This is a genomic window from Ruegeria sp. AD6 (genome assembly GCF_056542325.1).
Map to the genome: position 1 here is coordinate 290,851 of NZ_JBQFZQ010000004.1, position 24,411 is coordinate 315,261.

The following is a 24,411-nucleotide window of genomic DNA, read 5'->3' on the forward strand; positions in this document are numbered from 1 at the left end:
TCTTACATCGGGTGCACATGCATACGGATCGCCAGATTGCCCAAAATCCAGACTGTGCCCAGGATGATGATCAGCAGAACAAGGGTTGAGAACAGGATCAGATCCAGATCCTCTCGGCTGCTGCGACGGCGGTCGATATGCAGGAAGTAGACAAGTTGGAAAATAAGCTGGGCCAGCCCCAGCAGACCAATGGTCAGATACACTCCGGTCGTTTCGATCCCCCAGCGATAGGCCACGCCGAACATCGCAAACGTCAGCAGCAGTGACCCGCCATAGCCAATCACATAACGCCGCCGCTCGCGCCGGTGCATTTCAGAGCGTTTATCCATAAGTCAGCCCTCCGAAATAGACGATTGTGATGATGCCGATCCAGATCAGGTCGAGGAAGTGCCAGAACAGCGCCAGCCGCACCACGCGCGAGATCACCAGATCGGTCATGCCCATCACGCGCAACTGGATGCCCAGCACGACCAGCCACACGCATCCGGCGGCCACGTGAAGGCCATGCAATGGAACCAGACCGTAGAAGGCCGACAAGAACCCACTGCGCTGCGGGATGCCGCCCTTTTCGGCCATTGCCATAAAGTCCCGGATTTCCAGAACAAGGAAGCTGATGCCCAACAGCAGCGTCACGCCGAACCACAGAATGATCCTTGGCCGGGGCAGGTTGTATTTCAGGGCCAGCATTGCCAAACCAACGGTCAGGCTGCTGGTCAACAGGATCATGGTCTGGGCGAAGATGCTGGTCAGATCGAACAGTTCGTGCGGTCCCGGCCCGCCTGCCTGCGCGTCGATCATGGTGATGTAAATGGCGAACATCAGGCCGAAATAGAGCAGATCGCTCATCAAAAAGACCCAGAAGCCGAAGGTTACGACCTCGGACGCCTTGTGGGCGCTGGCGTGGCGGTCGCCGAGGTTGATCCCCGGATAGCTATGAGTTGGCGCGCGCTTCATGTCACCGCCTCCATATCAGGACGCGCGAGGCCGCGGTTTTCCGGCGCGGTCTCATGGTCACGGTCCACGGCGGCTTCGCTGTGGACCAGCGCCAACCAGGCCTCATGCTCTTTACGCACCTCTTCGGCTGGAATGGTGATCTCGGTGCTGGTGTCGAAAGTCCAGAGGATGAAGGCCAGGATCATCGCAACGGTCATCAGCGCGGCCAGCCACCAGATCCACCAGACCAAGGCGAACATCCAGATGCCACTAGCTACGCAGAGGATAAAGCCGATGCCTGTGTTGCGCGGCATTTCGATGTCTTCATAGGCGTCCGGCTTGGGATAAGCTGCTCCGCGTTCCTTGGCGATGGCAAAGTTATCCCGGTCCGTCACCTGCGGGATGATGGCAAAATTATAGGGCGGCGGCGGCGCCGGGATCGACCATTCCAGAGTGCGCCCATCCCATGGGTCCCCTACAGGCACGCGGGTCTTATCCCGGTCGCGGATGCTGATCCAAAGCTGGACCAGAACCGACAGCAGCGCTGCGGTAATCACCAACGCGCCGATGACGGCCACGATCATGTAAGGATGAAAACTCGGGTCCTCCCAACTGTAAGACCGGCGCGGCATGCCCATCAGGCCCACAAAATAGAGCGGCAGGAAGGTCAGCATGAACCCAATGGTCCAAAGCGCAACGGTCACCCTGCCCCAACCTTCATGCAGGCGAAACCCGAAGGCCTTGGGGAACCAATAATTGTAGGCAGCCAGCAAACCGAACAAAACGCCTGGCAGCAGCACGTTGTGGAAATGAGCCACCAGAAACAAGGTGTTATGCACCTGGTAGTCGACAGTCGGGTTTGCCAGGATCACGCCGCTGAGCCCGCCGATCACAAACAGCATCAAAAACGACAGCCCATACAGCATCGGCACCGAGAAACGGATCCGCCCACGCCACAGGGTTGCCATCCAGTCATAAACCTTTACGCCGGTCGGGATGGCGATCAGCATGGTTGCGATGCCAAAGACGGCGTTGATCAGCGCGCTTTGGCCCATGGTAAAAAAGTGATGCAACCAGACGGTGAAGGACAGCACAGCAATCGACATAGTGGCGATAACCAGCGAGGTGTAGCCATAAAGTCGTTTGGCCGAGAAGGTCGCGAAGATCTCGGAGTAGATGCCATAGGCGGGCAGGACCAGCAGATAGACCTCGGGATGGCCGAACAGCCAGAACAGGTTGGCGTAGTTCATCATGTTGCCGCCAAGGTCATTGGTGAAAAAGTGGAAATCCAGATAGCGGTCAGCGGCCAGTAACAGCGCCGCAACACCCAAAGGCGGCATGGCAAAGACGATCAGGATCGAGCTGCAGATGATCGTCCAGCAATACATCGGCAGCCGCATGAAGGTCATGCCCGGTGCACGCAGCTTGTAGATCGTGACGGCAAAGTTGATCCCGGTCAGCGTGGTTCCTATCCCTGAGACGACAATGGCCCAGATCCAGTAATCCGGCCCAACGCCGGGATTAAACGCGGCCCCTGTATAGGGCGGATAGGCCGTCCAACCTCCGGTCGAGAAATGGCCCACAACCAGCGACACCATCAGCATCATCCCTGCTGAAACGGTCAGGCCGAGGCTGATCTGATTCATCACCGGGAAGGCCACATCCCGCGCGCCGATCATCAGCGGGACGACATAGTTGGCGATACCAAACACAAACGGCACGGCCACGAAGAAGATCATGATCGTGCCATGGGTGCTGAACAATTCGGCAAAATGTTCGGCCTCAAGGAACCCCTCACCCGGTCCTGCGGCCTGTTGCGCGCGCATGACAACGCCTTCCAGCACGCCCCTTGCCAGCATCACGATAGCAAAGACGATATACATGATGCCGATTTTCTTGTGGTCAGCGCTGGTCAGCCAATCGCGCCAGAGTGGACCCCACAGGCGGAACCATGACAGCAGGGCAACCACCGCAACCGCGCCAACGATAACCACCGCTGCGGCGGCATTGGCGACGATCTCATTTGCGTTCGGGTTCTGGATCAGGCCCGTGATGGGCAATGCGTCCCAACTAAGGCGACCGAAAAAGCCGGACTCTGATGTCATTGCCCGACCTCCTGCCCGTAAGCGGTTGTTCCCGGTTGTTGATCCAATGGCAAAGCCTGTCCCGAGTGATAGCGATGCAGGATCGTCTGAAACAGATCGCCATCGTCCAGTCGGAAATACAGCGCGTTTTCAGGCATTTGCGCAGTTCCAAGCGTCGCCTGTACCTCATCCCGATCTGTGCGCATGGCGAGGGTCTGATAGGTCGCCTGATCCAACACGATGCCATTTTGCCGGACGCTTTCGACCCATGTCTCGAATTCGTCAGGCTGCATGGCAAGCGTTTCGAATTTCTGCTTGGTGAAGCCGCGCCCGTTATACTGCGTGTTCTCGCCTTGCATCGTCTCGGGCCGGTCTGCCACCAAATGTAGCTGAGTTGTCATGCCCGGCATCGCATAGATCTGCCCCGCAAGCGCCGGGATCATGAAGGATTGCATCACGGTATCCGTGGTCAGCGTCATGGCGATCTGCTGTTTGACAGGAATGCCCAGTTCGCCCACGCTGGCGATGCCCAGTTCGGGGTAGATGAACAACCATTTCCAATCCAGACCCACAACCTGAACCTGCACGGCGGGCTCATCGCCAAAAGGTGCAGCATAGGGATCCAGCCTGTGGGTCGCCTTCCACAGATAGAAGGACAGGATCGCCACGATCACCACCGGGATACCCCACATCAGCATCTCAAGCCGGGCGGAAAAGTCCCAATTCGGGCTGTAAGCCGCAGTGCCACCCTTTCGGCGGCGATAGCGCAGCGCAATCAGAGGGACCAGCACCAGAACAGGCACAACCGCCACAAGGATCAGCACCGTCGCCCGCAACAGGTGTGTTTTCTGAACGGCCGCAATAGGGCCCTGAGGGTCCATGAAACTGTCGCTGGCACCCGCCATCTGGGCCGAGGCAACCAGCATAGCCACCGCGATCAGCGCCAAAACCGACCCGAGGGGCATTCTGATGGTACTCATACCTGCCTGTCCTCTGTGGCCCCCGATTAGCGTCAACTATCGGCAAGTGCAGGACAATTCTCAAGGTTTTTTCGAGAACGCAGAGGATTCGTCTATTGGAAGAGCAGGAATGGATTTATTTGCCCACTTCCTGCATCCTTGACGGCAAGAACTTTGGGTTTAACCAGACAGGCACAGGGCAGCAAACATCCGATGCGTGCATTTCTTTCCATCCTTCTGTTGGTCTTTGCGGCCAGCAGCGCCAATGCGCAGGATCGCGCAGCGGTTGAGCGGCAATTTCAGTCCTGGCTGAACCAAACGATCTGGCCGCAGGCCCGTGCCAAGGGTGTCTCTCGTGACACCATGAACCGCGCCTTTTCGGGTGTCACTTTGAACTGGGACTTGCCCGATCTTGTCCCGCCCGGAAGTAAGGCGAAGACGCCAAAGAAGCAGAAGCAGGCCGAGTTCGGCTCGCCCGGGCGGTATTTCAACGCGGGCTCGGTTCTGGGGGCAACGTCCGTCGGGCGGCAAATGGCAAAACGTCATGCCGCAACCCTTGCGCGGGTTGAGGCGCAGACCGGTGTGCCCGCGCGCATCCTTCTGGCCATCTGGGGCCGGGAAAGCGGATATGGACAGGTCCCGATCCGACATGACGCCTTTCAGGTGCTGGCCACCAAAGGGTTCATGAGCACACGGGCGGACTATTTCACCGGCGAATTGATCGCCGCATTGCAGATTGCCGAGGCCGGGCATGTCCGGGACATGAAAAGCTCGTGGGCCGGGGCGTTGGGGCAGCCGCAATTCATGCCATCCAGCTTTCTGACCTATGCCGCCGACGGAAATGGCGACGGGCGGGCGGATATCTGGGGTTCTGCCGATGACACGCTGGCCTCGATTGCGAATTATCTGGCCCGGCATGGCTGGGTCACTGGCCGAGACTGGGGGTTCGAGGTGACGGTGCCCAACGCAGTGTCCTGCGCGCTGGAAGGGCCGGATCAGGGGCGGGCCATTCGCGATTGGGCGGCAATGGGCATCACGCGCGTCTCGGGCAAGCCCTTCCCGGCCCATGAACTGGCGGGTGAGGGCTATCTGATGATGCCCGCCGGGCGCAACGGACCTGCCTTTGTGGTAACGCCAAATTTCTACGTGCTGAAAGAGTACAACAAAAGCGACCTCTATGCCCTGTTTGTCGGCCATATCGGGGACCGGATCCAGTTTGGCGTCGGCGATTTCTCTGGCCGCTGGGGGAAGGTTGGCGGCCTATACCGCTCGGACATTGCGGCGATGCAACGCGCGCTCGAAGCGCAAGGCCATGACGTCGGCGGGGCGGATGGGCTGCCGGGGTTCAAAACCCGCCGATCAATCGGACGCTGGCAAGAGGCGACAGGCCAAAGCGCGACTTGTTTTCCGGAACAGCGCATGAAGGCCAGCCTGAAAAACTGATCGGGGCATATGCAACGCATAATGGGTAAACTCCGGATGACAAATCCTTCACGTTAACGATTGGATTTTGACTCTGACCCTTCCAAATGGCACGATTTATCCTATTCACGCCCTCAAGGACGGGCATCATTGATTGATCTGGTTTCGCAGCCTATGAGGAAATGCCGGACGCGCTGCGACCTTCCGGTCGAATTACGAATTGAGAGGCACTATGACACGTAAGGTCACCAAAGCGATTTTTCCCGTAGCCGGGCTGGGCACCCGATTTCTGCCGGCAACGAAATCGGTTCCAAAGGAAATCATGACCCTCGTTGACCGTCCGCTGGTGCAATATGCCATCGACGAAGCACGCGCTGCCGGGATTAAGGAATTCATCTTTGTAACCTCGCGCGGGAAGTCGGCGCTTGAGGATTATTTTGACCACAATCTGGTGCTGGAACAGACGTTAGAGGCCAAAGGCAAACACGATCTGTTGGAAACGCTGAACGCCACCAACATGGAAAGCGGCGCGATTGCCTATATCCGTCAGCACAAGGCGTTGGGGCTTGGCCACGCGGTCTGGTGCGCGCGGCGTCTGATCGGGGATGAGCCCTTTGCCGTGATGCTGCCCGACGACGTCATCGCCGCCGACAAACCGTGTTTGCAGCAGATGATCGAAGCCTATGAGGAAACAGGCGGCAACATGGTCGCCGCGATGGAAGTTCCGCATGAACAAACAAGCTCGTACGGGGTTCTGGATGTGGGCGACAATGTGGGCACCGTGGTGCGCACGCGGGGTATGGTTGAGAAACCCAAACCGGATGAGGCACCTTCGAACCTTGCCGTGATCGGGCGCTATGTGCTTGGCCCGTCGGTCCTCTATAACCTGAATTCGATGAAATCCGGCAGCGGTGGCGAGATTCAACTGACCGATGCGATCGCGGAAGACATCCGCAACGGCGTTCCGGTCTTTGGCTACAAGTTCGACGGGCAGCGTTTCGATTGCGGCTCGAAAGCCGGGTTTTTGCAGGCCACAGTGGCGTTTGCGCTGGCCCGCGACGATCTGCGCGGCGATCTGAGCCAATATCTGAATGACATCGTTGCCACGGGGAAAGCGGCCCAATAATCACAGGCCCTTTCCCTTGACTGCAATTAAGGCGATACCGTCGGGTACTTGCAGTTCAAAGGCGTGCGCATCATGAATACCGTCTATCCCGTCATTCTGTGCGGTGGGTCAGGCACCCGACTGTGGCCCCTGTCACGCAAAAGCTACCCCAAGCAGTTCGTGCCGCTGGTGGGTGAGACGAGCCTGCTGCAGGATTGCGCGCAGCGGATGCGCGGGCCGGACGGCGCGCCGTATGCCCAGCCCTTGATTCTGACCAACGAAGCCTTCCGCTTTGTAGTGCCCGAGCAGTTGGGGGCCGTTGGCATCGACCCCGGCCCGATCCTGATCGAACCCGAGGGGCGCAACACTGCGCCTGCGGTTCTGGCGGCTGCGTTGTATCTGGCCGACAGCGATCCAGAGGCGATCATGCTTGTCGCTCCGTCTGATCACGTGGTCCCAAACAAATCCGCCTTTCATGCCGCCGTGGCGCAAGGCGTGAACGCGATTTCTGACCGCGGGGATCTGGTGACATTCGGTATTACTCCGGACCGGCCTGAAACCGGTTATGGCTATTTGAAGCTGAGCCAGACGCCTGACACATCCGGCGCGGCCGTGCCGCTGGATCGGTTTGTAGAAAAGCCGGATTTGGACAATGCCAAGGCCATGCTGGCCGATGGCAGCTATCTGTGGAATTCAGGGATTTTCCTGTTCGCCGTGCGCGACATCGTTGCTGCGTTCGAAGAACACGCACCGGGATTGATCGCCCCCGTCAAACAAGCTGTCGATCAGGCAAAAACCGATCTGGGCTTTCTGCGGCTGGATGCCGGGGAATGGGCGCAGGCTGACGACATTTCGATCGACTATGCGGTGATGGAAAAGGCCCAAAACCTCAGCGTTGTTCCCTATGCCGCCGGCTGGTCCGATGTGGGAAGCTGGACCGCCGTGCACGAACTAAGCCACCCCGACGCAGACGGCGTTTCCACGACCGGAGAGGCCACGACCATCGACTGCCACAACGTCCTGATCCGCTCGGAATCCCCGGCGCAAGAGGTGGTGGCCATGGGTCTTGAAAACATTATCACCGTCGCAATGCCCGATGCGGTTCTGGTCGCCAGCATGGACCGGGCTCAGGACGTCAAACAGGCGGTCACCGCTTTGAAGGCCAAGGGCGCCAGTCAGGCGGAATCTCTGCCCGTCGATCACCGCCCGTGGGGGTGGTTTGAAAGTCTGGTGGTCGATGACCGGTTTCAGGTCAAACGCATCCACGTCAATCCCGGCGCAGCGCTGAGCCTGCAATCCCATCACCACCGGTCCGAACACTGGATCGTCGTCAAGGGCACAGCCAAGGTCACCATCGACAATGAGGTCCGCCTGGTGTCGGAAAACCAGTCGGTCTACATCCCGTTGGGCGCGGTTCACAGGATGGAAAACCCCGGCAAGGTTCCGATGGTTTTGATTGAGGTTCAGACCGGCAGCTATCTGGGTGAGGATGACATCATCCGGTACGAAGATATCTACGCGCGCAGCTAACTGCGTGTGAAAGGTGGGGTCACAGAATCACCCACCCAGAACACCCTTGGCGAATGCCTGAACAGATCAGCGCTCGGTCAGGGTTTGTTCCCGAATTGGAAACCACCTGTTAGCGGCAGGTAAATCGGGCGTTCGGCCCGGTCAGACGGGATTCACGCGCCTCGCGGCAGGGTGGCGCGCAACAGAAACGTCGGACCGACAGCTACAGGAGGACGCGCCCCGTGTCTCAGAACTCACCCCGATTGAACCTGCCTTTCCTGCAACCGTCTCAGGCGCAGAAACATGTCACCCATAACGAGGCGCTGCGCGAGCTGGATTTGATCGTTCAGTTGACCGTCGCATCTGTCGACGCACCCACGCCACCACCCGCGCCCGAGCAAGGGGAAATCCACGCTTTGGGTGCGACACCCGGCGGGGATTGGTCGGGGCATGGCGGTGAGCTGGCCGCATGGCTGGACAACGCCTGGCGTTTTGTCACCCCTCGACCGGGGTGGCGCGCCTGGGATCTGGCCAGCGCTCAAGTCAAGGTCTGGGATGGCAGCGCGTGGGTTACTCCTCCGATTGCGACGCAAAATCTGGATGGCGTGGGTGTCGCCACCAGTTATGACAGCACCAACCGATTGTCTGTTCGCAGCCCGGCCACGTTGCTGAGCCATGATGGCGGCGGTCACCAGCTAAAGATCAACAAATCCGGCGCGTCCGAGACCGCATCCCTGCTGTTCCAGTCCAATTGGACGGGCCATGCAGAGATGGGGCTTTCCGGCAGCACTGGCTTTTCGATCAAAGTGTCCCCGGATGGCGGGACATGGACCGAAGCGCTGAGCTTTGATCCCGCCACCGGCCACGCAGCTGGGTCGGCGGTCCAGAGCAGCCCCGATGACACAACCTCGGGTCGCCTGATGCGCGCGGATTACGGCTATGGGCCGGGCAACCTGCTGGGCACAGTGTCAGAAGCGGCAGGCACCCCGACCGGCGCAGTGATCGAACGCGGCAGCAGCGCAACCGGGGACTATGTGCGCTTTGCCGACGGGACCCAAATCTGCACCGCCACATTGCCCGCGACCGATTGCACAAATGTCGAGGGTGCGCTGTTTGCCAGCGCCACCGCGACATGGGCCTTCCCTGCAACCTTCGCGAACACACCCGCGATCAGCGGCGGCGGCGGCGCTTTGGCGCGGTTTGTGGGCTTCGACACCCCATCCGGTTCACAAGCAGCCTACAAGGTGCTGTCCGCAACCTCGGACAGCGCAACCGTGTCACCAACGGCCATCGCTGTCGGGCGCTGGTTCTGACGTAACGCCCTTTCGTTACCCGGCGCAGACTGAACGGGTTGAGTGGATTTGCCTCAACCCGTTCTCTGCGCGCCCAGAGATTGAATCCTCTGCACCAAATCACACCGTCAGAACAGCAAGAAACTGTCGAATGCCGGTCAAAGCCCCTGTCAGGCATTGAAACTGGGCGCAGTTTCTTTGATGGTATCCGCGCCGCAGGCGGTAATTGGTGAGAAGGATTTTTTAGAATGCGTATTGCGATGATCGGCACCGGATATGTGGGTCTGGTGTCGGGGGTGTGTTTCTCGGATTTTGGCCATGACGTGATTTGTGTCGACAAGGCCGAAGCAAAGATTGAGATGCTGCGGGCCGGAGACGTTCCGATTTACGAGCCCGGCCTTGATGTGCTGATGGCCAAAAACGTAGCCGCAGGACGGCTGAGTTTCACCACCGATCTGGCCGCAGCCGTGGACGGCGCGGATGCAGTTTTCATCGCCGTGGGCACGCCGACGCGTCGCGGCGATGGCCACGCAGACCTGACCTATGTGATGGCCGCCGCGGAAGAGATTGCTCAGGCCGTCACCGGCTACACCGTCATCGTCACCAAATCGACGGTGCCCGTGGGGACCAACCGCAAGGTGCATTCGGTTGTCTCTGCCGCCAATCCGGATGCGGATTTCGATGTCGCCTCGAACCCGGAATTCCTGCGCGAAGGTGCGGCGATTGACGATTTTATGCGCCCCGACCGAGTGGTGGTTGGTGTTGAAAACGACCGCGCCGCCGAAGTGATGGCCGAGATCTACCGCCCGCTCTATCTGCGCGATTTTCCGATCCTGACCACCGATCTGGAAAGCGCCGAGATGATCAAATATGCCGCCAACGCATTTCTGGCGACCAAGATCACCTTCATCAACGAAATCGCGGGCCTGTGCGAACGGGTGGGCGGCGATGTGAAAGAGGTCGCGCGCGGCATTGGCCTGGACGGGCGTATCGGCAACAAGTTCCTGCATGCAGGGCCGGGCTATGGCGGCTCGTGTTTCCCGAAAGACACCGCCGCACTGGCGCGGATCGGTCAGGAGCATGCTCATCCCATGCAGATCACCGAAACCGTCATACGCGTGAATGATGAGGTGAAGAAGCGGATGATCGAGAAAATCCGCGAGGCCTGCAATGACAGTTTCAACGGCAAAACCGTTGCGATGCTGGGCGTCACCTTCAAGCCCAACACCGATGACATGCGCGATGCACCATCGCTGACCATCGTCCCGGCCCTGATCGGCGGCGGGGCCAAGGTGCGCGTGGTCGACCCGCAAGGCAAATCCGAAGGTGAGGCCCTGTTGCCCGGTGTTGACTGGTGCGAGGATCCCTATGCCGCCGCAAAAGGGGCCGACGTCGTGGTTCTGCTGACCGAATGGAACGAGTTCCGCGCGCTGAACCTGAACGATCTGGCCGAGGCGATGAACACGCCCCGGATGGTCGATCTGCGCAACATCTATTCTGAAAGCAAAGTGCTGAAATCCGGCTTTGAAACTTATGTGGGGGTCGGGCGCTGAGCGCCCGATGAACTCGCCCTCACTTCGCAGCGTATAGCGGAACCGAGTTGCTGGCCCCGTCGGTCAATGCCTTGCTCTGATCGCGGCGCACTTGTTCATAGATCGCCAGAGACTCGGATGAGAACAATTCGGTCGGCGGCTGAACCGGGATGAAATTGCTGTGGGCATCAGACCCTCGTGCCAGCAGCGCATAGTCTTTGTCGGCCACCAATTGCCGGGCGCCGGGGCTGAGATAACGGATCGCCAGGCCGATCCGCCGATCTTCGGACTGGTTCGGCCCAGACCCATGGATCGTCAACCCGTGATGAAGCGACATCTGGCCGGGTGCAAGCTCGACATGGGTTTTGTCACTGTCCGCAACGTCTACGGCTACCTCCTGACCACGGGACAAAAGGTTGGTGTCCGAATAGGTATCCGTATGCGGCAGGATCGGATTCTTGTGGCTGGCGCGCACGAAATCCATGCACCCGCTTTGAACCGTTGCCGGTGACAGCGCAATCCAGGCCGTGACCTGATCGGGCGTCTCACCCATGCCCCAATAGGTCAGGTCCTGATGCATACCAACCGTGTGTTTGGTATTCGGCTCTTTGATGAAGAACTCAGCCGACCATATCAGAATATCGGGGCCAAGAACGCCTTCGACCACATCCAGAACGCGCGGGTCCTGCGCAATCTGCGCGGCAAGCGGAACGACCAGATGTGCGTTGATCCGCTTATAGGTGTTCAGCGGCAAGGGCAGATCTGCGGCCAGCCAGTCGCGCTCGATCTGTTCCAATTCCGCCCGATACCCGGCGGCTTCGTCTTTGGAAAAGACGGAAAGAGGAAACAGAAAGCCGTCCTGCCAATACTGGTCGGCCTGTTCTTGGGTCAAAGTGGTATTCATAGACATCCGGTCACCTGTTCGCTTTGCGCTTTCAGCCTATCCCGGCTTTTCAGTATTCCATAACTGAACCTCTTGCCTGTCAGGCTAAGCTTGACTTAGCCTGCTCCCATGTCTCGGCGCATTCCCTCTCTCAACTGGTTGCGCGTGTTCGAAGCTGCGGCGCGAACCGAAAGCTTTGCGCGGGCCGCCGCGCAGTTGAACATGTCCGCCGCTGCCGTCAGCCAGCAGGTCAAAGCGCTGGAAACCCGGCTGGGCACTCCTTTGTTCCACCGTCACGCCCATGCGGTTACGCTGACCGAAGCAGGTCGGGCTTATCTGCCAACGGTTCAGCAATCCCTTCTGATGCTGGAAACCGCGACCTCGGGCCTGTTCGGAGAAACCCGCGAGCAGCGGCTTTATGTGCAATCCATTTTGCTGTTCGCCCATGGGATTCTGGCCAAAGGCGTGCCTGCGTTTCAGGCCGCGCAACCACAGATCAACCTTTCGCTGGCCACCGGGAACATTGCGTCGGACTTCGCCAACCGATTCACGGATCTGCAAATCGTCTTCGGCAACCCCGCCCTGTTCGGCAATGAAGGCGATGAACTGCTGCGCGAGGTTTTGTACCCCGTCGCGCCGCCAGAGATTGCCGCCCGGATTCAAACCCCCCAGGATCTGTTTCAGTTCACTTTGATCGAGGTTTCGACCCATCGCGTAAGCTGGCCGCATTGGTTCGAAACCATGCGTTTACCCGCCGGGCAGGCCCGGTTCTTTTTTGCTGACAATTCGATCATGGCTGCCGAGCTGTCGGCCAGCGGTACCGGGATCGCGCTGGCCCGCGCGCCCGCGTCGGATCGGATCATGCAGGTTTCGGGGCTGGTGCCCTGCCTTCCCGACGCTCAGGTCGCCGGGCAAGAGGCCTATCACCTGATCTACCCGTCCCGCACCGACCTGCGACCTCCGGCGCGCATTTTTCGCGAATGGCTGCTGGACTACAGCGCCGCCGTCCAGACGCGGTAACGTCCCTGCCCTGTGACCTCGCGGATCAGGCCGCGCCGCATGAAGCGGTCGATATTGCGCTGAACCGCCGCGCGCGAGGCTTTGGTGAGCTCCTCGGCCAGCGGGGCCGACACCATCGGCCAGGCGGTCAGAACGTCGATCAGCACCGGCGGCGTGCGCCCGGACAGGTCCTGCGTGGCTTCACGGGCACGCACCTCCCACGCGCTGACGCGATCCAGATGCAACAGGGCCGCCAGCGCCGCCTGCCCTGCCCCGGTGATCCACGCTGAAAGTTTTTCTTCCGGCTCGCCAACCCCGCGCAAGGCGCCGGGACCGGACAGCGCCAGCGGCATGAACAGCGCCCCGCCCCGCCCCATCGAGGCGGCGTGACGCGCAGCAATGATCGCGGCCTCTGTATCCTGACCAATTCCTTCGGATAGCGCGCGCCAGGCGTGAAACGCGATGGCCGCCTGCGTGACCGGGTGCAACCCTTCGGCATTGCGCATGACCTCGGCCAGATCGGCAACGGCTTCGGGCACCTCTTCGATCCCCTGCGCCATCCGGTCGAGAAATGCGGCCAGTCCGGTCTCCCAGCCGTGCGCCGAGGGCGCCGCGCCAGATGTAAGACGCCGCACGGCCCAACCTGCCCGGAACAGCGCCTGTACATCATCACTGGTCGCGCCGATCCGCAGACCCGTCCACAGGGCCAGCCGGTCGACGCTGATGCGATCCCCGGTCCACCAGCCAAGATCGGATACATCCATCAGCGCAAGACGATGGGTCCACCCCTCGGGTCCGGCCCGCAAGCGCTCGTCCAAGGCCCCAAAGGTGACAGCCAGATCTGCCAGTTCGGCGGACAGTTCTGATTGCGCTCTGCGCCAATCGCGCGGATCAAACAAAACCCGCGTATCTGCGCGAGGACCGGGGGGCAGGAAATCGTCGCGTGGTTCATCCTCTTCGGGCGGCAGGAACCACAGATCATCGTCATCCGGGGGGTCGGTGTCATAGATGCTGCGCGGTGTGGCGTCTTCGGCCTCATCCTCAGGCGCAGGTATGACATGTTTCGACTTCATGCCCGCATTCTTTGGGCATTTTGGACGGTTCACAAGGGGTTTCTTCTACAGCGTTTTGCGTTTTGTCTGAGGTACATTCATCGGAATGCGCGTTCGACCAAAGGGAGAGGCAGCGCATTCCGATTCAAGTTAAACGCAAAGCGCATTAACCCGCAAATGTCTGGGTCAGCACGCCCAACTCACCGCTCAGGTCCGTCTGGGGATCGCTGCCCAGCAGCATATAGCCATACCCGCCCTGCGCCCATGTCGCGGTGGCCAGACCGCTTAGCACCGCCTGCTTGACGTCCTTGGCGGGGGCAGCCGGACCCTGCCGGATCACGCAGAAGGCCAGCGGCTGGCCCTGCTCATCCGCGAACACGATCTGAACCAGCGGCTTGCCCTTGAACGAGAGGATCTGTGCCCGCCTCAACTCGAGCCCCGGCAGGGACTCCAGCGTTTCTCGGTTCAAAGACCGGCCCAACGTCTCTTCGGCCTCAGCGATCTGCGCATCCAGCGTGGCAGGCGAGACATCCAGCCCGGCGATGGTTTCCGGCACATATAACGACTGGTAGATCGCCGCCTGCTGCGCCCAACCCAACTCGGCCGGGCGCGTGGCCCAGAAGGTTACTGCAAAGGCAGCAATTGCGGCGGATGCGGCCACGGCACACAACCGCACCACACCGCCCGACCGTTCAGGGGCAGAGGGCGCAGGCAGGTCAATCTCCGGGGCAACGGCGGGCAGGCCCTCGAACACCTGCTGCACGACGGGCGCAAACGGATCAAGCGCCATCAGGCGGCCTTCCAGCGCGGCGTCCTGCTCAACCGCGGCTTCGATGGCCCGAGACTGCGCCTCGTCCAGTGTGCCTTCCAGATACGCCTGCAGCGTCTCGTCGGAAAACGTCATTTGCCACTCCGTTGCGCGGTGCCTGCCGCATCATGTTGCATTACGGTCTTCAATTTCTGCCGGGCGCTGGACAACCGGCTCATGATCGTGCCGATGGGAACGTCCAGCAACGCGGCGGCTTCGCGGTAGCTGTATCCTTCGACGAACACAAGCATCACCGTCTCGCGCTGCGCCTCTGGCAGCTGCATCACTTGTGTAAACACTTCAGCGGCGAAAATATTCGTTTCTGAATCGGGGCCGGTCGCAACAAGCTCCGCCTCGGGCGTCACCGACAACGCCTGCGCCCGTCGCACCGCGCGCGAGCGCACCTCATTCAACCAGATCGAGCGGCAGATTGTCATCAGCCAGGAATCCAGCCGATCCTGCGATGTCACCTGATGGTGGCGTTCCAGCGCGCGCAGACATGTGGCCTGCACCAGATCATCCGCCACATCCGACGCGCCCGACAACGCCAGCGCAAAGCGCCAGACACGTTTGGAATGCGTCTGCACGGCGGTCCGCACCGCCTGTTCCGAGCTCATTTCACCAGCCATCGAATAAAATGCGACCTGTGTGTGTTTCTCCTCCACGGACCGGGCCCGCGTGCTCAGGACTGGCATAACCCGAGGAGGAATGAAATGAAACATCTCATACAGGCAGTCACGTTTGCGTCGGCAATTGTTGCAGGCCCGGCCTTTGCGGCAAGTTGGACATTGGTGCCCGAAAGCTCTCATCTTGCATATGGAAGCATCAAGAAAGACACGGTGGGCGAGGTCAACAGCTTCACCTCGCTTAGCGGTCAGGTCAGCCCGGATGGGCAGGTCGAGGTCGAGATCGACCTGTCCTCGGTCGAGACAAACATCGATATCCGCAACGAACGGATGATCGAATACGTCTTTCGCAAAGCGGGCACCGCAACCCTGACCGCCAAGATCGATATGGAGAACCTGACCGCATTGGAAGTCGGCCAAACCACCACGCTGGACAGCGAAGCCGCCCTGTCGCTGGTCGGAACAGATGTCGAATTTGACGCAGAGCTGTTTGTCGCGCGCCTAACGGAGAACTCCGTACTGGTGACAACAAGCGACATGGTGTTCGTCAGCACCGAAGATGCGGGCGTGAATGCGGGCATCGACAAGCTGATGGAACTGGCCGATCTGCCGGGCATCACCCGCACCGTTCCCGTCACCGCGCGGTTTGTCTTTCATTTGGATGACGAACAGGCCAGCATTGCGCCCGTATCCTCGCCTCAGGTCGTTGCCGTCGCGCTGGACGGCGACGTCAAAGCCGGCAAAAAGATATTTCGCAAATGCAGCGCCTGCCATCAGGTGAAAGAAGGGCGCAACGGCGTTGGCCCATCGCTGTTCGGAATCATCGGTGCCCAGGCCGCACAGGTCGACGGATTCCGATACTCAGAGGCCTTGCAGGAGTCCGGCATAACCTGGACACCCGAGACCCTATCCGCCTTTCTGCACGACCCAAGGGGCGTGGTTCCGGGTAACAAAATGCAGTTTCCGGGCCTCAGAAAGGACGAAGATATCGTGAATCTTCTGGCGTATTTGAGGGATCAGGCGACAGGATGACGCCGGAGGCGCATACCTGCAGGGAAAACGCTTCTACATTAGCTTAGCTGACGGATAGTCGCCTGAGGCTCAGGGTCAGGCGACAGCCCGCTTATACTTACCAACGCTTGGCCACATAGCCTTTGCCGCCGTCGGCATTCATCGGAATATTTGCCTCCAGCGTTCTCTAAACTTTTTCGAACAGGCCTCTGTTTTGAGGCCCCGCGAAGAAGCTAGAATTTTATTCTTAGTTATTAGCACCTTGACGCAACCCAAAACACGCAAATAACCCACGATCGCGCAGGATAGTGCCCTGCAGCAGTAAGCTTCTTGGAACGACACAGCAACGTCGCGCGCATTGAATTCAGTCGCGGATGCCCACTTGGTTCGCGAAACTGACTCTTTCGCCAAAGCAGCTCGGTTGATACGATGTTGCACCCACTTTCAAAAATGTTAGACAATTTTAATCGTTAGAGCGGCGAGCCTTAGGCTTAGGGCAAACGCCGAACGAACTCCCGCAAGGACTTTCAAGCCAGTGAACCGAATGAACATCAGCGTAACCAAGTCAATCCAAGGCCAAAAGGACCTGGTCGATGAAGTGATCGCCAGCTTCCCTCAGAAAGGTCGCATATTAGACATCGGTACTGGATCTGGTCTGGCAGCCCGCAGCTTTTTCAGTGCAGGTTGGGATGTTCTGGCATCCGGCATGGACATGGAAGCTTATTTGGACGAAGACCAAGGGGGCTTTCCGGAGGGCATTGAACTGCTGCCCGATCTGGATATTTGCGACATGCAATCGATCGCCACGTCCAGTCTCGATTGCGTTTGGTGTGCTCATGTTCTGGAACATGTCTCTGACACCGGCCGCGCGCTAGGCGAAATCCGGCGTGTGCTGAAACCTGACGGCCACCTCTTTATAGCCGTGCCGCCATTCAAACATCAGGTCGTGGGGGGCCATGTCAACTCGGGCTGGAACCTCGGCACCTTGATGTATGTCCTTGCTGACGCCGGGTTCGATCTGTCCGAAGGACGGTTCATTCACCACGGCTACAACCTGTTCGGAATCGCTCAGCGTGGCCCCGGCCCGTTACCAAAGGGCGCATTGCACAGGGCAAATGGAGACCTTGAAACGCTGCGGGATGCGGGGCGTTTCCCGAAAGGTTTCGATGCGAAACAACGATTCGAAGGGCAGCTGACCCAAGTCAATTGGAAGTGGAATACGATACCTGAACAGGTGCCTGTATCTCGGAAGACTCTGAAATCGCCGCCGCCCATCGCGAAGATGCGCATTGGCTTTTTTGTCCCCTTCATAACCAAGGGCAAAGGCGGGACGGAAAACGTTGGACAGATGATGGCGAATGCCATGGCGAAACGTGGTCATGACGTAACGATCTTTACATTTGACGACCAGGCACAACGCTCGCAATGGCCGCTGGACGACACCATCGAGCTTATTTACTTCGGTGAAGACAGTAATGAGCGCGAAGACGACCAGATGATGCTGGCTATTGCCAGTCGTTCGTTTGACGTTCTTGTGGGGCTGCATATGAACCGAGAGTTCAAGCGCTACGTGAAATGCGCGCATCGCGCGGGTGTGCCTCTTGTTTTGTCCGAGCATATTGACCCACGCTATCCGCGTTGGATCGGAACCAATACAGTCTTTGAACGGCAAACCGCTTTCTTTGGCGCCACTCTGGTTCACTTGCTGACCGAAGACTTCCGCTCGACACTGCCGAACTTCATGCAGGAACGGATCCGAGTTCTCCCAAATACCGTTAAAAAGCCAACGCAGATCGCGCGACCTGGGGACAGGTCAAAGAAAAAGAAGGTACTGCTGACGGTCGCACGTCTCGTTCCCCGGAAGAACGTTCATCTGATCATCGAAGCCTTCGCCAAAAGCTACCCACGTCACCAGGACTGGGTTCTTCGAATTGTTGGCGACGGGCCGGAACGTGATAATCTCAGGAAACAGGCGACTGCCTTGAAAATCGCCAAGTCTGTCGAATTTGTCGGTGAGACACACGACACTTATCCGTACTACAAAGATGCCGACGCATTCGTTCTGTCATCTTTCTTTGAAGGATTTCCACTTTGTGGCCTGGAAGCGATGGCGCATGGGCTGCCGCTGATCGGGTTCCAAAACTGCAGCGGGATCAACGAACAAATCGCGTCTGGCGAAAATGGTATTTTGTGTGCGGCTGACAGCCCAACAGAGAATCTGACCAATGCCTTCAAAAGCTTGATGTCTGATCCGGATCTCAGAGAGACAATGGGCAACACCTCTTTGACGCGTTTTGACACTTATTATTCCGAAGAGACGATCTTCGCGGAATGGGAAGAGATGTTCTGTGAGGCCCGCGAGCGCGGGTTGCCAAATGCTAACGCCAATCTCGAGACGAAACTGCTGGTGGCAGTTTCAGAACTAACAACGTAGCGCCAAAGTTTCGATGTTTAAAAAGAATAAAAGCGACGCCAAAATGAAACAGAGCTTTGGTCAAAAGAAAGTTAGATTTTCGGAATTCCTGGACCTGCGAAAATCAAGCCATGAGGCCGGGCGTGACATTCGTGAGCATGTGTTATCATTGCGAAACGATCCGGCCGTGTTCGGCTACGCCGACGGAACACTTGACAATGGCTACGGCGCCAACCTTAAAAGCTTGTTTGCCAATATCCAGCCTTTCAATGCACCCAATGCGGATCGGGGACGGGGCTATTTCGGGTCCGGCGCAGTTTTTCAGAATGAACAGAAATCTCACAAGGGGCTGTTGGGTCTGTACGACGTTTTACCAATCGACGCGGATCTTATTCTCTTTGAGCAAGGTTTTCTTGCAAGCACCCACAGTTGGTCTCATTCCTTTCGGGAAGGCGACCCGCGTTACGCCTGCTTGGGTTATGTCTATGACGACATATCGCACTACTATATGTCGGATTTCCCAAACCGTTTGACACACAAACTGAACAGCGAGGAATCTCTGTCAGCCGAGCAACTCGCCCGTGCTAAAAGCCTGATCGACAGAATAGCATCCCAGCGCATCAGCAAATACAACGCGCAGCCCATGCAGGCTCCACCGACGAGTCAGACATATAAGCGGCGCGTATTGGTGTGTGACCAAGCCTTCGCGGATGCCTCAACCATTTTCGGCAAGGCCAGCAAGAATGACTTCCAAAAGATGTTGGTCGCGGCGTTGAAAGAAAATCCGGACGCTGAGATTCTGGTCAAGACACACCCAGATACGTCATGGGAAAAAGAGACCCGAAGCGGTTACTACTCGCACTTGTCGTCCACTGGTCGTGTGCGCCTAATCCGCGAGCCGGTGAACCCGTTTGTTTTGTTTGACATGGTGGACAAAGTCTATGTCGCGACCAGCCAAATGGGGCTGGAAGCACTGTTTGCCGGCAAGGAGGTCGTTTGTTTCGGAGCGCCTTTTTATGCGGGTTGGGGTCTGACCGATGACCGGAAGACAATCCCCCATCGCAAGCGGGAACGTTCGCTGGAGGAGGTGTTTTACTATTTTTATGTTTGGTACACGATCTACCACGTGCCTGGACACACTGCGCCGAGCGAGATCGAAGATGTTCTCCAATACATCGAAGAAAACAGACCTTTTGATCTGCCGCGCGCCGAAACCGAGACCGAAGAACCGCCGAAAGTTTCAGTCGTAATCCCTGTTTACGGCGTTGAAGACTATATCGAAAAGTGCATTGCTTCGGTTCAAAAACAAACATTGCGCGACATAGAAATCATCCCGGTAAACGATTGTACGCCCGACGGGAGCCAGGAGATAATCGACCGCCTTGCCATGCATGACGCAAGGATTCGCCCGATTATTCTGGACAAGAACGTCGGCCAGGGCTTTGCGCGCAACAAGGCGATCAAGGCCGCGCGTGGTGAATACGTTTGGTTCATCGATGGTGACGACTGGCTGGCAAACCCCAAAGCACTGAGCGCTCTGTACGATCACGCAAAGTCCGAAGACTTTGACATGGTGCGCGGCCGAAAGGCTTATGAGGCTATTTTTGTCGGCGATGAACTGGTTGAAAAGAAGCAGGACAGAGCCGAACGTTTCTTTGAGGACGACGTCTATCGAACGACTTACGCGGATACGCCAAATATTCTGAATAACAGGCATTTCTGGGTCTGGCTGTATCGCCGGGAATTCTTGCTGCAGAACGATATCCACTTCCGGACTACGCAGTGGGAAGAGAGAGCTTTTCTTGTGAAAGCCCTTGTGAACGCAGAAAAAATCAGCCTGCGCAACATAGATTCTACGGCGTATCGAATTCGAGTTGGCTCTACGGCCCGTCGCGTTCGTACCGCTCGAGACTTCGAGCTAATGTTGCAGAACTTCAAATTCACGCTCGATACCCTGCTCGATGCCGGTGCGGGCGATGCCAGCAGCCCGCTACGCGAACATCTTCGCTACAACGTGTCACAATTGCTCGCTCAATTGGTCGATGGTGAAGCCTATCGGTTTGCCGTTTCTGAAGGGCCGGGTAAGCGTGACGCGTTCATAAAAAGCGTGAAGCAGATCCTTGAGCATTGCCAAATCTCACCGGACGAAGTCCTCTCGGAGTTTGTACATAATAACAAATCGCTTGCGAGAGCTTCGGCTTATCCATTGATTGCCGCAAGTATTTTGGCAGAACGTGCTGACATACTGGACTATGTGATCAACAGAGAGCCGATACCACAGGACAAGTTGTACGAGGTCACATTAAAGGAAACGCAGGCAGCCACACCCCAGCGGGACCTGCAGACCGCCTTGAATACCTACGCGCGTAACGAACGCGTAACGATTGCCAAGCCAGAGGCGAGCAAACCTTTCGACAAGCCCCGGATTGTTGTTCATATCGGCTCAACAAAAACCGGCAGCACCTACATTCAACACCTGTTAGAGCAGAACCGACCTGAATTGATGCGTAACGGGGTGTGGTATCCCGAAATCGGTCTGTTCTGGCAGGAGTCGAGACCGCACAAACAGGCGGGACACGCGGGCGTTGTGCCTTATATCGTGTCAGACGATCGCTTTTTCCTGCAATATATTGAACGCGGCCTTCAACTTATGGAAGGGCGCATTCATACCATTGTCCTTTCCAGCGAAGCGTATTTCTTACAAAAGAACGCGCATAAAATTCCAGAGTACTTCTCTGGCTATGATGTTGAGATGATCGTCTACCTGCGCGATCAGGTCGAATGGGCCAACGCGCAATATTGCGAGTTTGTGGCCGGCGGAGCAATCGGCAGAGTTGAAGACCCGATTTCCAACTGGTTGGAAAGCGCCGAGGTTGCCCGTTTCCTGGACTACCGAAACGTGTTGAACGCCTGGGCCAGCACAATTGAGCGAAAGAAGATAACCATTCGTCTGTTCCAGAAGTCCGAGTTGATAGACAACGATCTTGTTACGGATTTTGCCCAATCGACAGATTTGGAACTGTTGACCAGGCTTCCCATGCCATCGAAATCTCAGACCAATTCCGTTCAACTGTCCGGGCCGCATGTTGAGTTAATCCGAAGCTACAACTCCAGGCCATTTCGAACAAAAGAGGCATATCTGGACTTCATCGAAGAGGCGACGACAGGCCTTAGCAACTGGAGGAAGTCGCGCGACCTGCCAATGCCAAAACCTTGGCTGCTGACCCCTGACAACGAAGACTGGATCAGATCTGCCTGTCAGGAGACGAATGCAAACATCGCACAGCTGTGGCTAGGACGATCGACAGGCACGTTGTTCAGCGGCGACAAGGCCAAACCGGCCGAAACCGCTTTGTATCAAGACGAAATTGCGATCGTCTCTAAAGCCTATGATCGCTTCAAGCCAGTCGAAGAACTCGAAGCAGAGCCAATGCAGAACGCTAACGTTCGACCCAAGATCCTCGTCAACTATGGTATTTTTGGCTGGCGGCTTTGGTTGCTGTCTCCGGTCTTGCGCCGGGTCTGGAAAAACCGCCTTACGCCCCAGACAAAGGCAATTTACAAGCGAAACCCTGCACGGTTCGCGCGTGAGAAGTGGACGCGGAAAAAGCGTGACAAGCTCATCGTTGACCTGATCTTTCCTGATTGGAACGTTATGGGTCCATTTGGAGTTTTGCGTGCCTGGCGGCCGATTGTCCGGCCCGTACTCAAATCGAAGCGCCACCCTGAACGGCTGGAACAATTCGACGCTGACCCTGTCCTGTTTGCACGCAATCAAGACAATAAACTGCACCGGATAGTTGGGCGTTTGTTGTATCCCATGGGTGAATTGAGGGAAAAATAATGTCGCCGACAGACGCTGAAGTCATTCTGGAACTGTCCGATGGCCACCTTACCAATCCGTCTGACGGTGACAGGCACCGCTTGTTCTATTCTTCGGTCATATTGGCATTAAGCGATCTCTCTGTTCGTGTGCGGCCCGTGCGTTTGCCCTTTGGCGCTGACAAGAGCCCGCGCCTTTACAAACCAGGTCAATTGGTCATCAGTTTCCATTCCATTGGCCGGGCGGGAAATGTTCTGCGCTTCAAAGAAAGCTACGTTCCACCTTATTACACTTTGGACAGGCTCGGGTATTCCGGCTTCTCGGAATTGGCGACCCATCCGTCAAACTTCCTGGATCGTATTGAGCGGACTTCGTCAAAGGACGCAGAGCGTTTTGTAGCGGGTCTGGCCAAATCGCAGGCTGAAAGGAACGCATCAAAGTACAAGCAGTCAAAGATCAAGTCCCACCCGCCGGGGCAATTCATCTTCATGCCGCTGCAAACAGTCGAAGATACCGTAGCCGAGCTCAACCACATCAAACCGCCTCAGGTCGCGTTTGCGTTGGCGGATTATTGTGAGAAAGTTGGCCAGACTCTGGTCATAAAACGCCACCCTTCATGTAAATCCCGTGCCGTAGAAAGAATGCTGACTGACTTGCAGCGCAAGTTCGAAAGCGTTTATCTGACGGACGGTTCGATCCATGGGCTGATAAACAAGGCGTCCTGCGTGGTTGGAGGAAACTCCGGTGTCCTATTCGAGGCTTTGCTGCAAGGGGCCAATGTGATCACCTTCGCGAAATCGGATTTCGCGTTGGCCACGACACATGTAACCGAACTTGACAGTTTGCTGAAAGCTTGTGGAAAACCGTCGCCGATTGATCCGGCTTTTCAGAAAAAATTTCTGACCTGGTATCTCACTAAATACTGTGTTCTGGCCGATGACGTGTCGGAAATCAGATTGCGTATCGCCAAGGCGCTGGCCCAACTGGATATCCCCGCAAACCTGGTCAATATGGAGCAGCAAAGCCTGTATGACGAATATGCGTCATCCGAGATGCAGCGGCGAAAGAGGATTTTGAAGTCATCTGAGCCCTACTCAACCTAGCGCTCAGACTTCCACCTGGCCCTGACGCGGCTCAGTCGAAAGACAAAAATTGGTCTGGAACGCCGGCAACTGCGTGATTGAACCCGGAAATCTGCAATTGCTTCAGATTGTGGAGCGACGCCACAGGACGGCACCGCTCCAATCGTTTCAGAGCAGGAAAACGTCATCTTCCAAAATGTTCGCGATACCCAGATCGCCACCGCTATCAACTATGTCAATCGACACCGGCTCCGATGTACCGTCCAAGCCCAACCGCTCGGAGCGATCGAAGTCATTTGCCAGCAATTCTTCGCCCTCAGCGGCATGGTTCGTATCCAAGGGAACAAAATCGAATTCCGGTTCATCTGACAAACTGTCCGAAATCGGCGCAAGTTGGGCCATCTTTTGTTGGGTAACTTTTGGCGCGGGACCAATAAAGCCGCTGCCATCCAGATCAACGCCGTAGAAAACCTCGACATCAATGACGTTGGTGATCGGCTGGCCGCTCACACGCACGCCTTGATCGTCAAGCGTCCATTCCGCATAGCGGCCATCTTCATGCTGCAGCAGGAGCAGGTAACCCGGACCGTTGCTTTCAACCTGAATCGCGCTCCAGCCGGGCAGGCTGTCAGGGCCGATCTGGTCCCCTCTCCATGTCACTTCCGTGCTGCCGTCGATCAGGTAAACCCCACGCGTCGACGAGGCCAGCGTTGTCGCGCCGTCATTTTCAACGGTCGTCGTGAAATGACCAATCGTGCCATCATTGTTCAGATCAGCACCATAGAACACCTCGACATCAATGACGTTGGTGATCGGCTGGCCGCTCACACGCACGCCTTGATCGTCAAGCGTCCATTCCGCATAGCGGCCATCTTCAT

19 protein-coding genes are annotated in these 24,411 nt (G+C 57.5%); 10 read left to right on the forward strand and 9 right to left on the reverse strand.

The annotated features are described in order from the left end of the window. Nucleotides 1-2 precede the first annotated feature (2 nt). Genes ACR0KJ_RS11540 through ACR0KJ_RS11555 form a run of 4 tightly spaced genes read right to left on the reverse strand, consistent with a single transcriptional unit; the run spans nucleotide 3 to nucleotide 3,997 of the window. Nucleotides 3-329, reverse strand: a complete 327-nt coding sequence (locus ACR0KJ_RS11540) for a cytochrome o ubiquinol oxidase subunit IV (protein WP_480584532.1) — start codon at nucleotides 327-329, stop codon at nucleotides 3-5. Continuing rightward, a complete protein-coding gene (locus ACR0KJ_RS11545) occupies nucleotides 322-954 on the reverse strand; it encodes a cytochrome c oxidase subunit 3 (RefSeq protein WP_480626739.1) in 633 nt (210 codons plus the stop codon). Before ACR0KJ_RS11545 ends, ACR0KJ_RS11540 begins: the two co-directional genes overlap by 8 nt. Next, nucleotides 951-3,038, reverse strand: coding sequence for a cbb3-type cytochrome c oxidase subunit I (locus tag ACR0KJ_RS11550; RefSeq protein WP_480626740.1), 2,088 nt, complete (start codon nucleotides 3,036-3,038; stop codon nucleotides 951-953). The genes ACR0KJ_RS11545 and ACR0KJ_RS11550 overlap by 4 nt, the downstream gene beginning before the upstream one ends. Further along, on the reverse strand, nucleotides 3,035-3,997 hold the full coding sequence (locus ACR0KJ_RS11555) for a cytochrome ubiquinol oxidase subunit II (RefSeq protein WP_170522986.1): 963 nt from the start codon (nucleotides 3,995-3,997) through the stop codon (nucleotides 3,035-3,037). Before ACR0KJ_RS11555 ends, ACR0KJ_RS11550 begins: the two co-directional genes overlap by 4 nt. 192 nt (nucleotides 3,998-4,189) lie before the next feature. Between ACR0KJ_RS11555 and ACR0KJ_RS11560 the strand changes: the two genes are divergently transcribed. The 5 genes from ACR0KJ_RS11560 to ACR0KJ_RS11580 all read left to right on the forward strand — a co-directional run bounded on the left by ACR0KJ_RS11560 (nucleotide 4,190) and on the right by ACR0KJ_RS11580 (nucleotide 10,857). Further along, nucleotides 4,190-5,419: a lytic murein transglycosylase gene (locus tag ACR0KJ_RS11560; RefSeq protein WP_480626741.1), complete on the forward strand. Its 1,230-nt coding sequence runs from the start codon at nucleotides 4,190-4,192 to the stop codon at nucleotides 5,417-5,419. A 211-nt stretch (nucleotides 5,420-5,630) separates the two neighbouring features. Continuing rightward, nucleotides 5,631-6,524: a UTP--glucose-1-phosphate uridylyltransferase GalU gene (gene galU, locus ACR0KJ_RS11565; RefSeq protein ID WP_170736212.1), complete on the forward strand. Its 894-nt coding sequence runs from the start codon at nucleotides 5,631-5,633 to the stop codon at nucleotides 6,522-6,524. Nucleotides 6,525-6,596: 72 nt separating this feature from the next. Then, entirely contained in the window at nucleotides 6,597-8,033 is a 1,437-nt protein-coding gene (locus tag ACR0KJ_RS11570) for a mannose-1-phosphate guanylyltransferase/mannose-6-phosphate isomerase (RefSeq protein WP_480626742.1), read from the forward strand. A gap of 221 nt (nucleotides 8,034-8,254) precedes the next feature. Next, the gene (locus ACR0KJ_RS11575) at nucleotides 8,255-9,325 is read left to right on the forward strand and encodes a DUF2793 domain-containing protein (protein WP_480626743.1); all 1,071 of its coding nucleotides are present in this window, start codon (nucleotides 8,255-8,257) and stop codon (nucleotides 9,323-9,325) included. Nucleotides 9,326-9,552: 227 nt separating this feature from the next. Then, nucleotides 9,553-10,857 (forward strand): UDP-glucose dehydrogenase family protein, encoded by a 1,305-nt coding sequence (locus tag ACR0KJ_RS11580; protein WP_170632235.1) that lies wholly within the window; start codon nucleotides 9,553-9,555, stop codon nucleotides 10,855-10,857. 19 nt (nucleotides 10,858-10,876) lie between these two features. Here the strand turns inward: ACR0KJ_RS11580 and ACR0KJ_RS11585 are convergent, their stop codons facing one another. Next, nucleotides 10,877-11,740 carry a phytanoyl-CoA dioxygenase family protein gene (locus tag ACR0KJ_RS11585; protein WP_170453715.1) on the reverse strand — a complete coding sequence of 288 codons (864 nt, stop codon included), beginning with the start codon at nucleotides 11,738-11,740 and terminating at the stop codon, nucleotides 10,877-10,879. Between the two features lie 108 nt (nucleotides 11,741-11,848). Here ACR0KJ_RS11585 and ACR0KJ_RS11590 point away from each other — a divergent pair, with 108 nt between their 5' ends. Continuing rightward, complete coding sequence (locus ACR0KJ_RS11590; RefSeq protein ID WP_480626744.1) at nucleotides 11,849-12,739, forward strand: LysR family transcriptional regulator; 891 nt, start codon at nucleotides 11,849-11,851, stop codon at nucleotides 12,737-12,739. Here the strand turns inward: ACR0KJ_RS11590 and ACR0KJ_RS11595 are convergent. The 3 genes from ACR0KJ_RS11595 to ACR0KJ_RS11605 all read right to left on the reverse strand — a co-directional run bounded on the left by ACR0KJ_RS11595 (nucleotide 12,712) and on the right by ACR0KJ_RS11605 (nucleotide 15,207). Continuing rightward, a complete protein-coding gene (locus ACR0KJ_RS11595; RefSeq protein WP_480626745.1) occupies nucleotides 12,712-13,791 on the reverse strand; it encodes a helix-turn-helix domain-containing protein in 1,080 nt (359 codons plus the stop codon). The two genes, ACR0KJ_RS11590 and ACR0KJ_RS11595, sit on opposite strands and share 28 nt — an antisense overlap. 145 nt (nucleotides 13,792-13,936) lie before the next feature. After that, nucleotides 13,937-14,674: an anti-sigma factor gene (locus ACR0KJ_RS11600; protein WP_480626746.1), complete on the reverse strand. Its 738-nt coding sequence runs from the start codon at nucleotides 14,672-14,674 to the stop codon at nucleotides 13,937-13,939. Beyond that, nucleotides 14,671-15,207 carry an RNA polymerase sigma factor gene (locus ACR0KJ_RS11605; protein ID WP_170453711.1) on the reverse strand — a complete coding sequence of 179 codons (537 nt, stop codon included), beginning with the start codon at nucleotides 15,205-15,207 and terminating at the stop codon, nucleotides 14,671-14,673. The genes ACR0KJ_RS11600 and ACR0KJ_RS11605 overlap by 4 nt, the downstream gene beginning before the upstream one ends. 84 nt (nucleotides 15,208-15,291) lie before the next feature. Here ACR0KJ_RS11605 and ACR0KJ_RS11610 point away from each other — a divergent pair, with 84 nt between their 5' ends. The 4 genes from ACR0KJ_RS11610 to ACR0KJ_RS11625 all read left to right on the forward strand — a co-directional run bounded on the left by ACR0KJ_RS11610 (nucleotide 15,292) and on the right by ACR0KJ_RS11625 (nucleotide 23,554). Continuing rightward, complete coding sequence (locus tag ACR0KJ_RS11610) at nucleotides 15,292-16,236, forward strand: c-type cytochrome (RefSeq protein WP_480626747.1); 945 nt, start codon at nucleotides 15,292-15,294, stop codon at nucleotides 16,234-16,236. Nucleotides 16,237-16,759: 523 nt separating this feature from the next. Beyond that, a complete protein-coding gene (locus tag ACR0KJ_RS11615; protein ID WP_480626748.1) occupies nucleotides 16,760-18,649 on the forward strand; it encodes a glycosyltransferase in 1,890 nt (629 codons plus the stop codon). Nucleotides 18,650-18,662: 13 nt separating this feature from the next. Next, a complete protein-coding gene (locus tag ACR0KJ_RS11620; RefSeq protein ID WP_480626749.1) occupies nucleotides 18,663-22,472 on the forward strand; it encodes a capsular polysaccharide export protein, LipB/KpsS family in 3,810 nt (1,269 codons plus the stop codon). Beyond that, nucleotides 22,472-23,554, forward strand: a complete 1,083-nt coding sequence (locus ACR0KJ_RS11625; RefSeq protein ID WP_170523020.1) for a capsular polysaccharide export protein, LipB/KpsS family — start codon at nucleotides 22,472-22,474, stop codon at nucleotides 23,552-23,554. Before ACR0KJ_RS11620 ends, ACR0KJ_RS11625 begins: the two co-directional genes overlap by 1 nt. A 147-nt stretch (nucleotides 23,555-23,701) precedes the next feature. Here the strand turns inward: ACR0KJ_RS11625 and ACR0KJ_RS11630 are convergent. Further along, nucleotides 23,702-24,411 (reverse strand): hypothetical protein (locus ACR0KJ_RS11630; protein WP_480626750.1); only part of this gene is annotated, 710 nt, incomplete at its 5' end.

Bases quoted from the DNA above. Each gene is read 5' to 3' on its own strand.
- ACR0KJ_RS11540 (WP_480584532.1), bottom strand. From the start codon at position 329: ATGGATAAACGCTCTGAAATGCACCGGCGCGAGCGGCGGCGTTATGTG.
- ACR0KJ_RS11545 (WP_480626739.1), bottom strand. From the start codon at position 954: ATGAAGCGCGCGCCAACTCATAGCTATCCGGGGATCAACCTCGGCGAC.
- ACR0KJ_RS11550 (WP_480626740.1), bottom strand. From the start codon at position 3,038: ATGACATCAGAGTCCGGCTTTTTCGGTCGCCTTAGTTGGGACGCATTG.
- ACR0KJ_RS11555 (WP_170522986.1), bottom strand. From the start codon at position 3,997: ATGAGTACCATCAGAATGCCCCTCGGGTCGGTTTTGGCGCTGATCGCG.
- ACR0KJ_RS11560 (WP_480626741.1), top strand. From the start codon at position 4,190: ATGCGTGCATTTCTTTCCATCCTTCTGTTGGTCTTTGCGGCCAGCAGC.
- galU (WP_170736212.1), top strand. From the start codon at position 5,631: ATGACACGTAAGGTCACCAAAGCGATTTTTCCCGTAGCCGGGCTGGGC.
- ACR0KJ_RS11570 (WP_480626742.1), top strand. From the start codon at position 6,597: ATGAATACCGTCTATCCCGTCATTCTGTGCGGTGGGTCAGGCACCCGA.
- ACR0KJ_RS11580 (WP_170632235.1), top strand. From the start codon at position 9,553: ATGCGTATTGCGATGATCGGCACCGGATATGTGGGTCTGGTGTCGGGG.
- ACR0KJ_RS11585 (WP_170453715.1), bottom strand. From the start codon at position 11,740: ATGAATACCACTTTGACCCAAGAACAGGCCGACCAGTATTGGCAGGAC.
- ACR0KJ_RS11590 (WP_480626744.1), top strand. From the start codon at position 11,849: ATGTCTCGGCGCATTCCCTCTCTCAACTGGTTGCGCGTGTTCGAAGCT.
- ACR0KJ_RS11595 (WP_480626745.1), bottom strand. From the start codon at position 13,791: ATGAAGTCGAAACATGTCATACCTGCGCCTGAGGATGAGGCCGAAGAC.
- ACR0KJ_RS11600 (WP_480626746.1), bottom strand. From the start codon at position 14,674: ATGACGTTTTCCGACGAGACGCTGCAGGCGTATCTGGAAGGCACACTG.
- ACR0KJ_RS11605 (WP_170453711.1), bottom strand. From the start codon at position 15,207: ATGGCTGGTGAAATGAGCTCGGAACAGGCGGTGCGGACCGCCGTGCAG.
- ACR0KJ_RS11610 (WP_480626747.1), top strand. From the start codon at position 15,292: ATGAAACATCTCATACAGGCAGTCACGTTTGCGTCGGCAATTGTTGCA.
- ACR0KJ_RS11615 (WP_480626748.1), top strand. From the start codon at position 16,760: ATGAACATCAGCGTAACCAAGTCAATCCAAGGCCAAAAGGACCTGGTC.
- ACR0KJ_RS11620 (WP_480626749.1), top strand. From the start codon at position 18,663: ATGTTTAAAAAGAATAAAAGCGACGCCAAAATGAAACAGAGCTTTGGT.
- ACR0KJ_RS11625 (WP_170523020.1), top strand. From the start codon at position 22,472: ATGTCGCCGACAGACGCTGAAGTCATTCTGGAACTGTCCGATGGCCAC.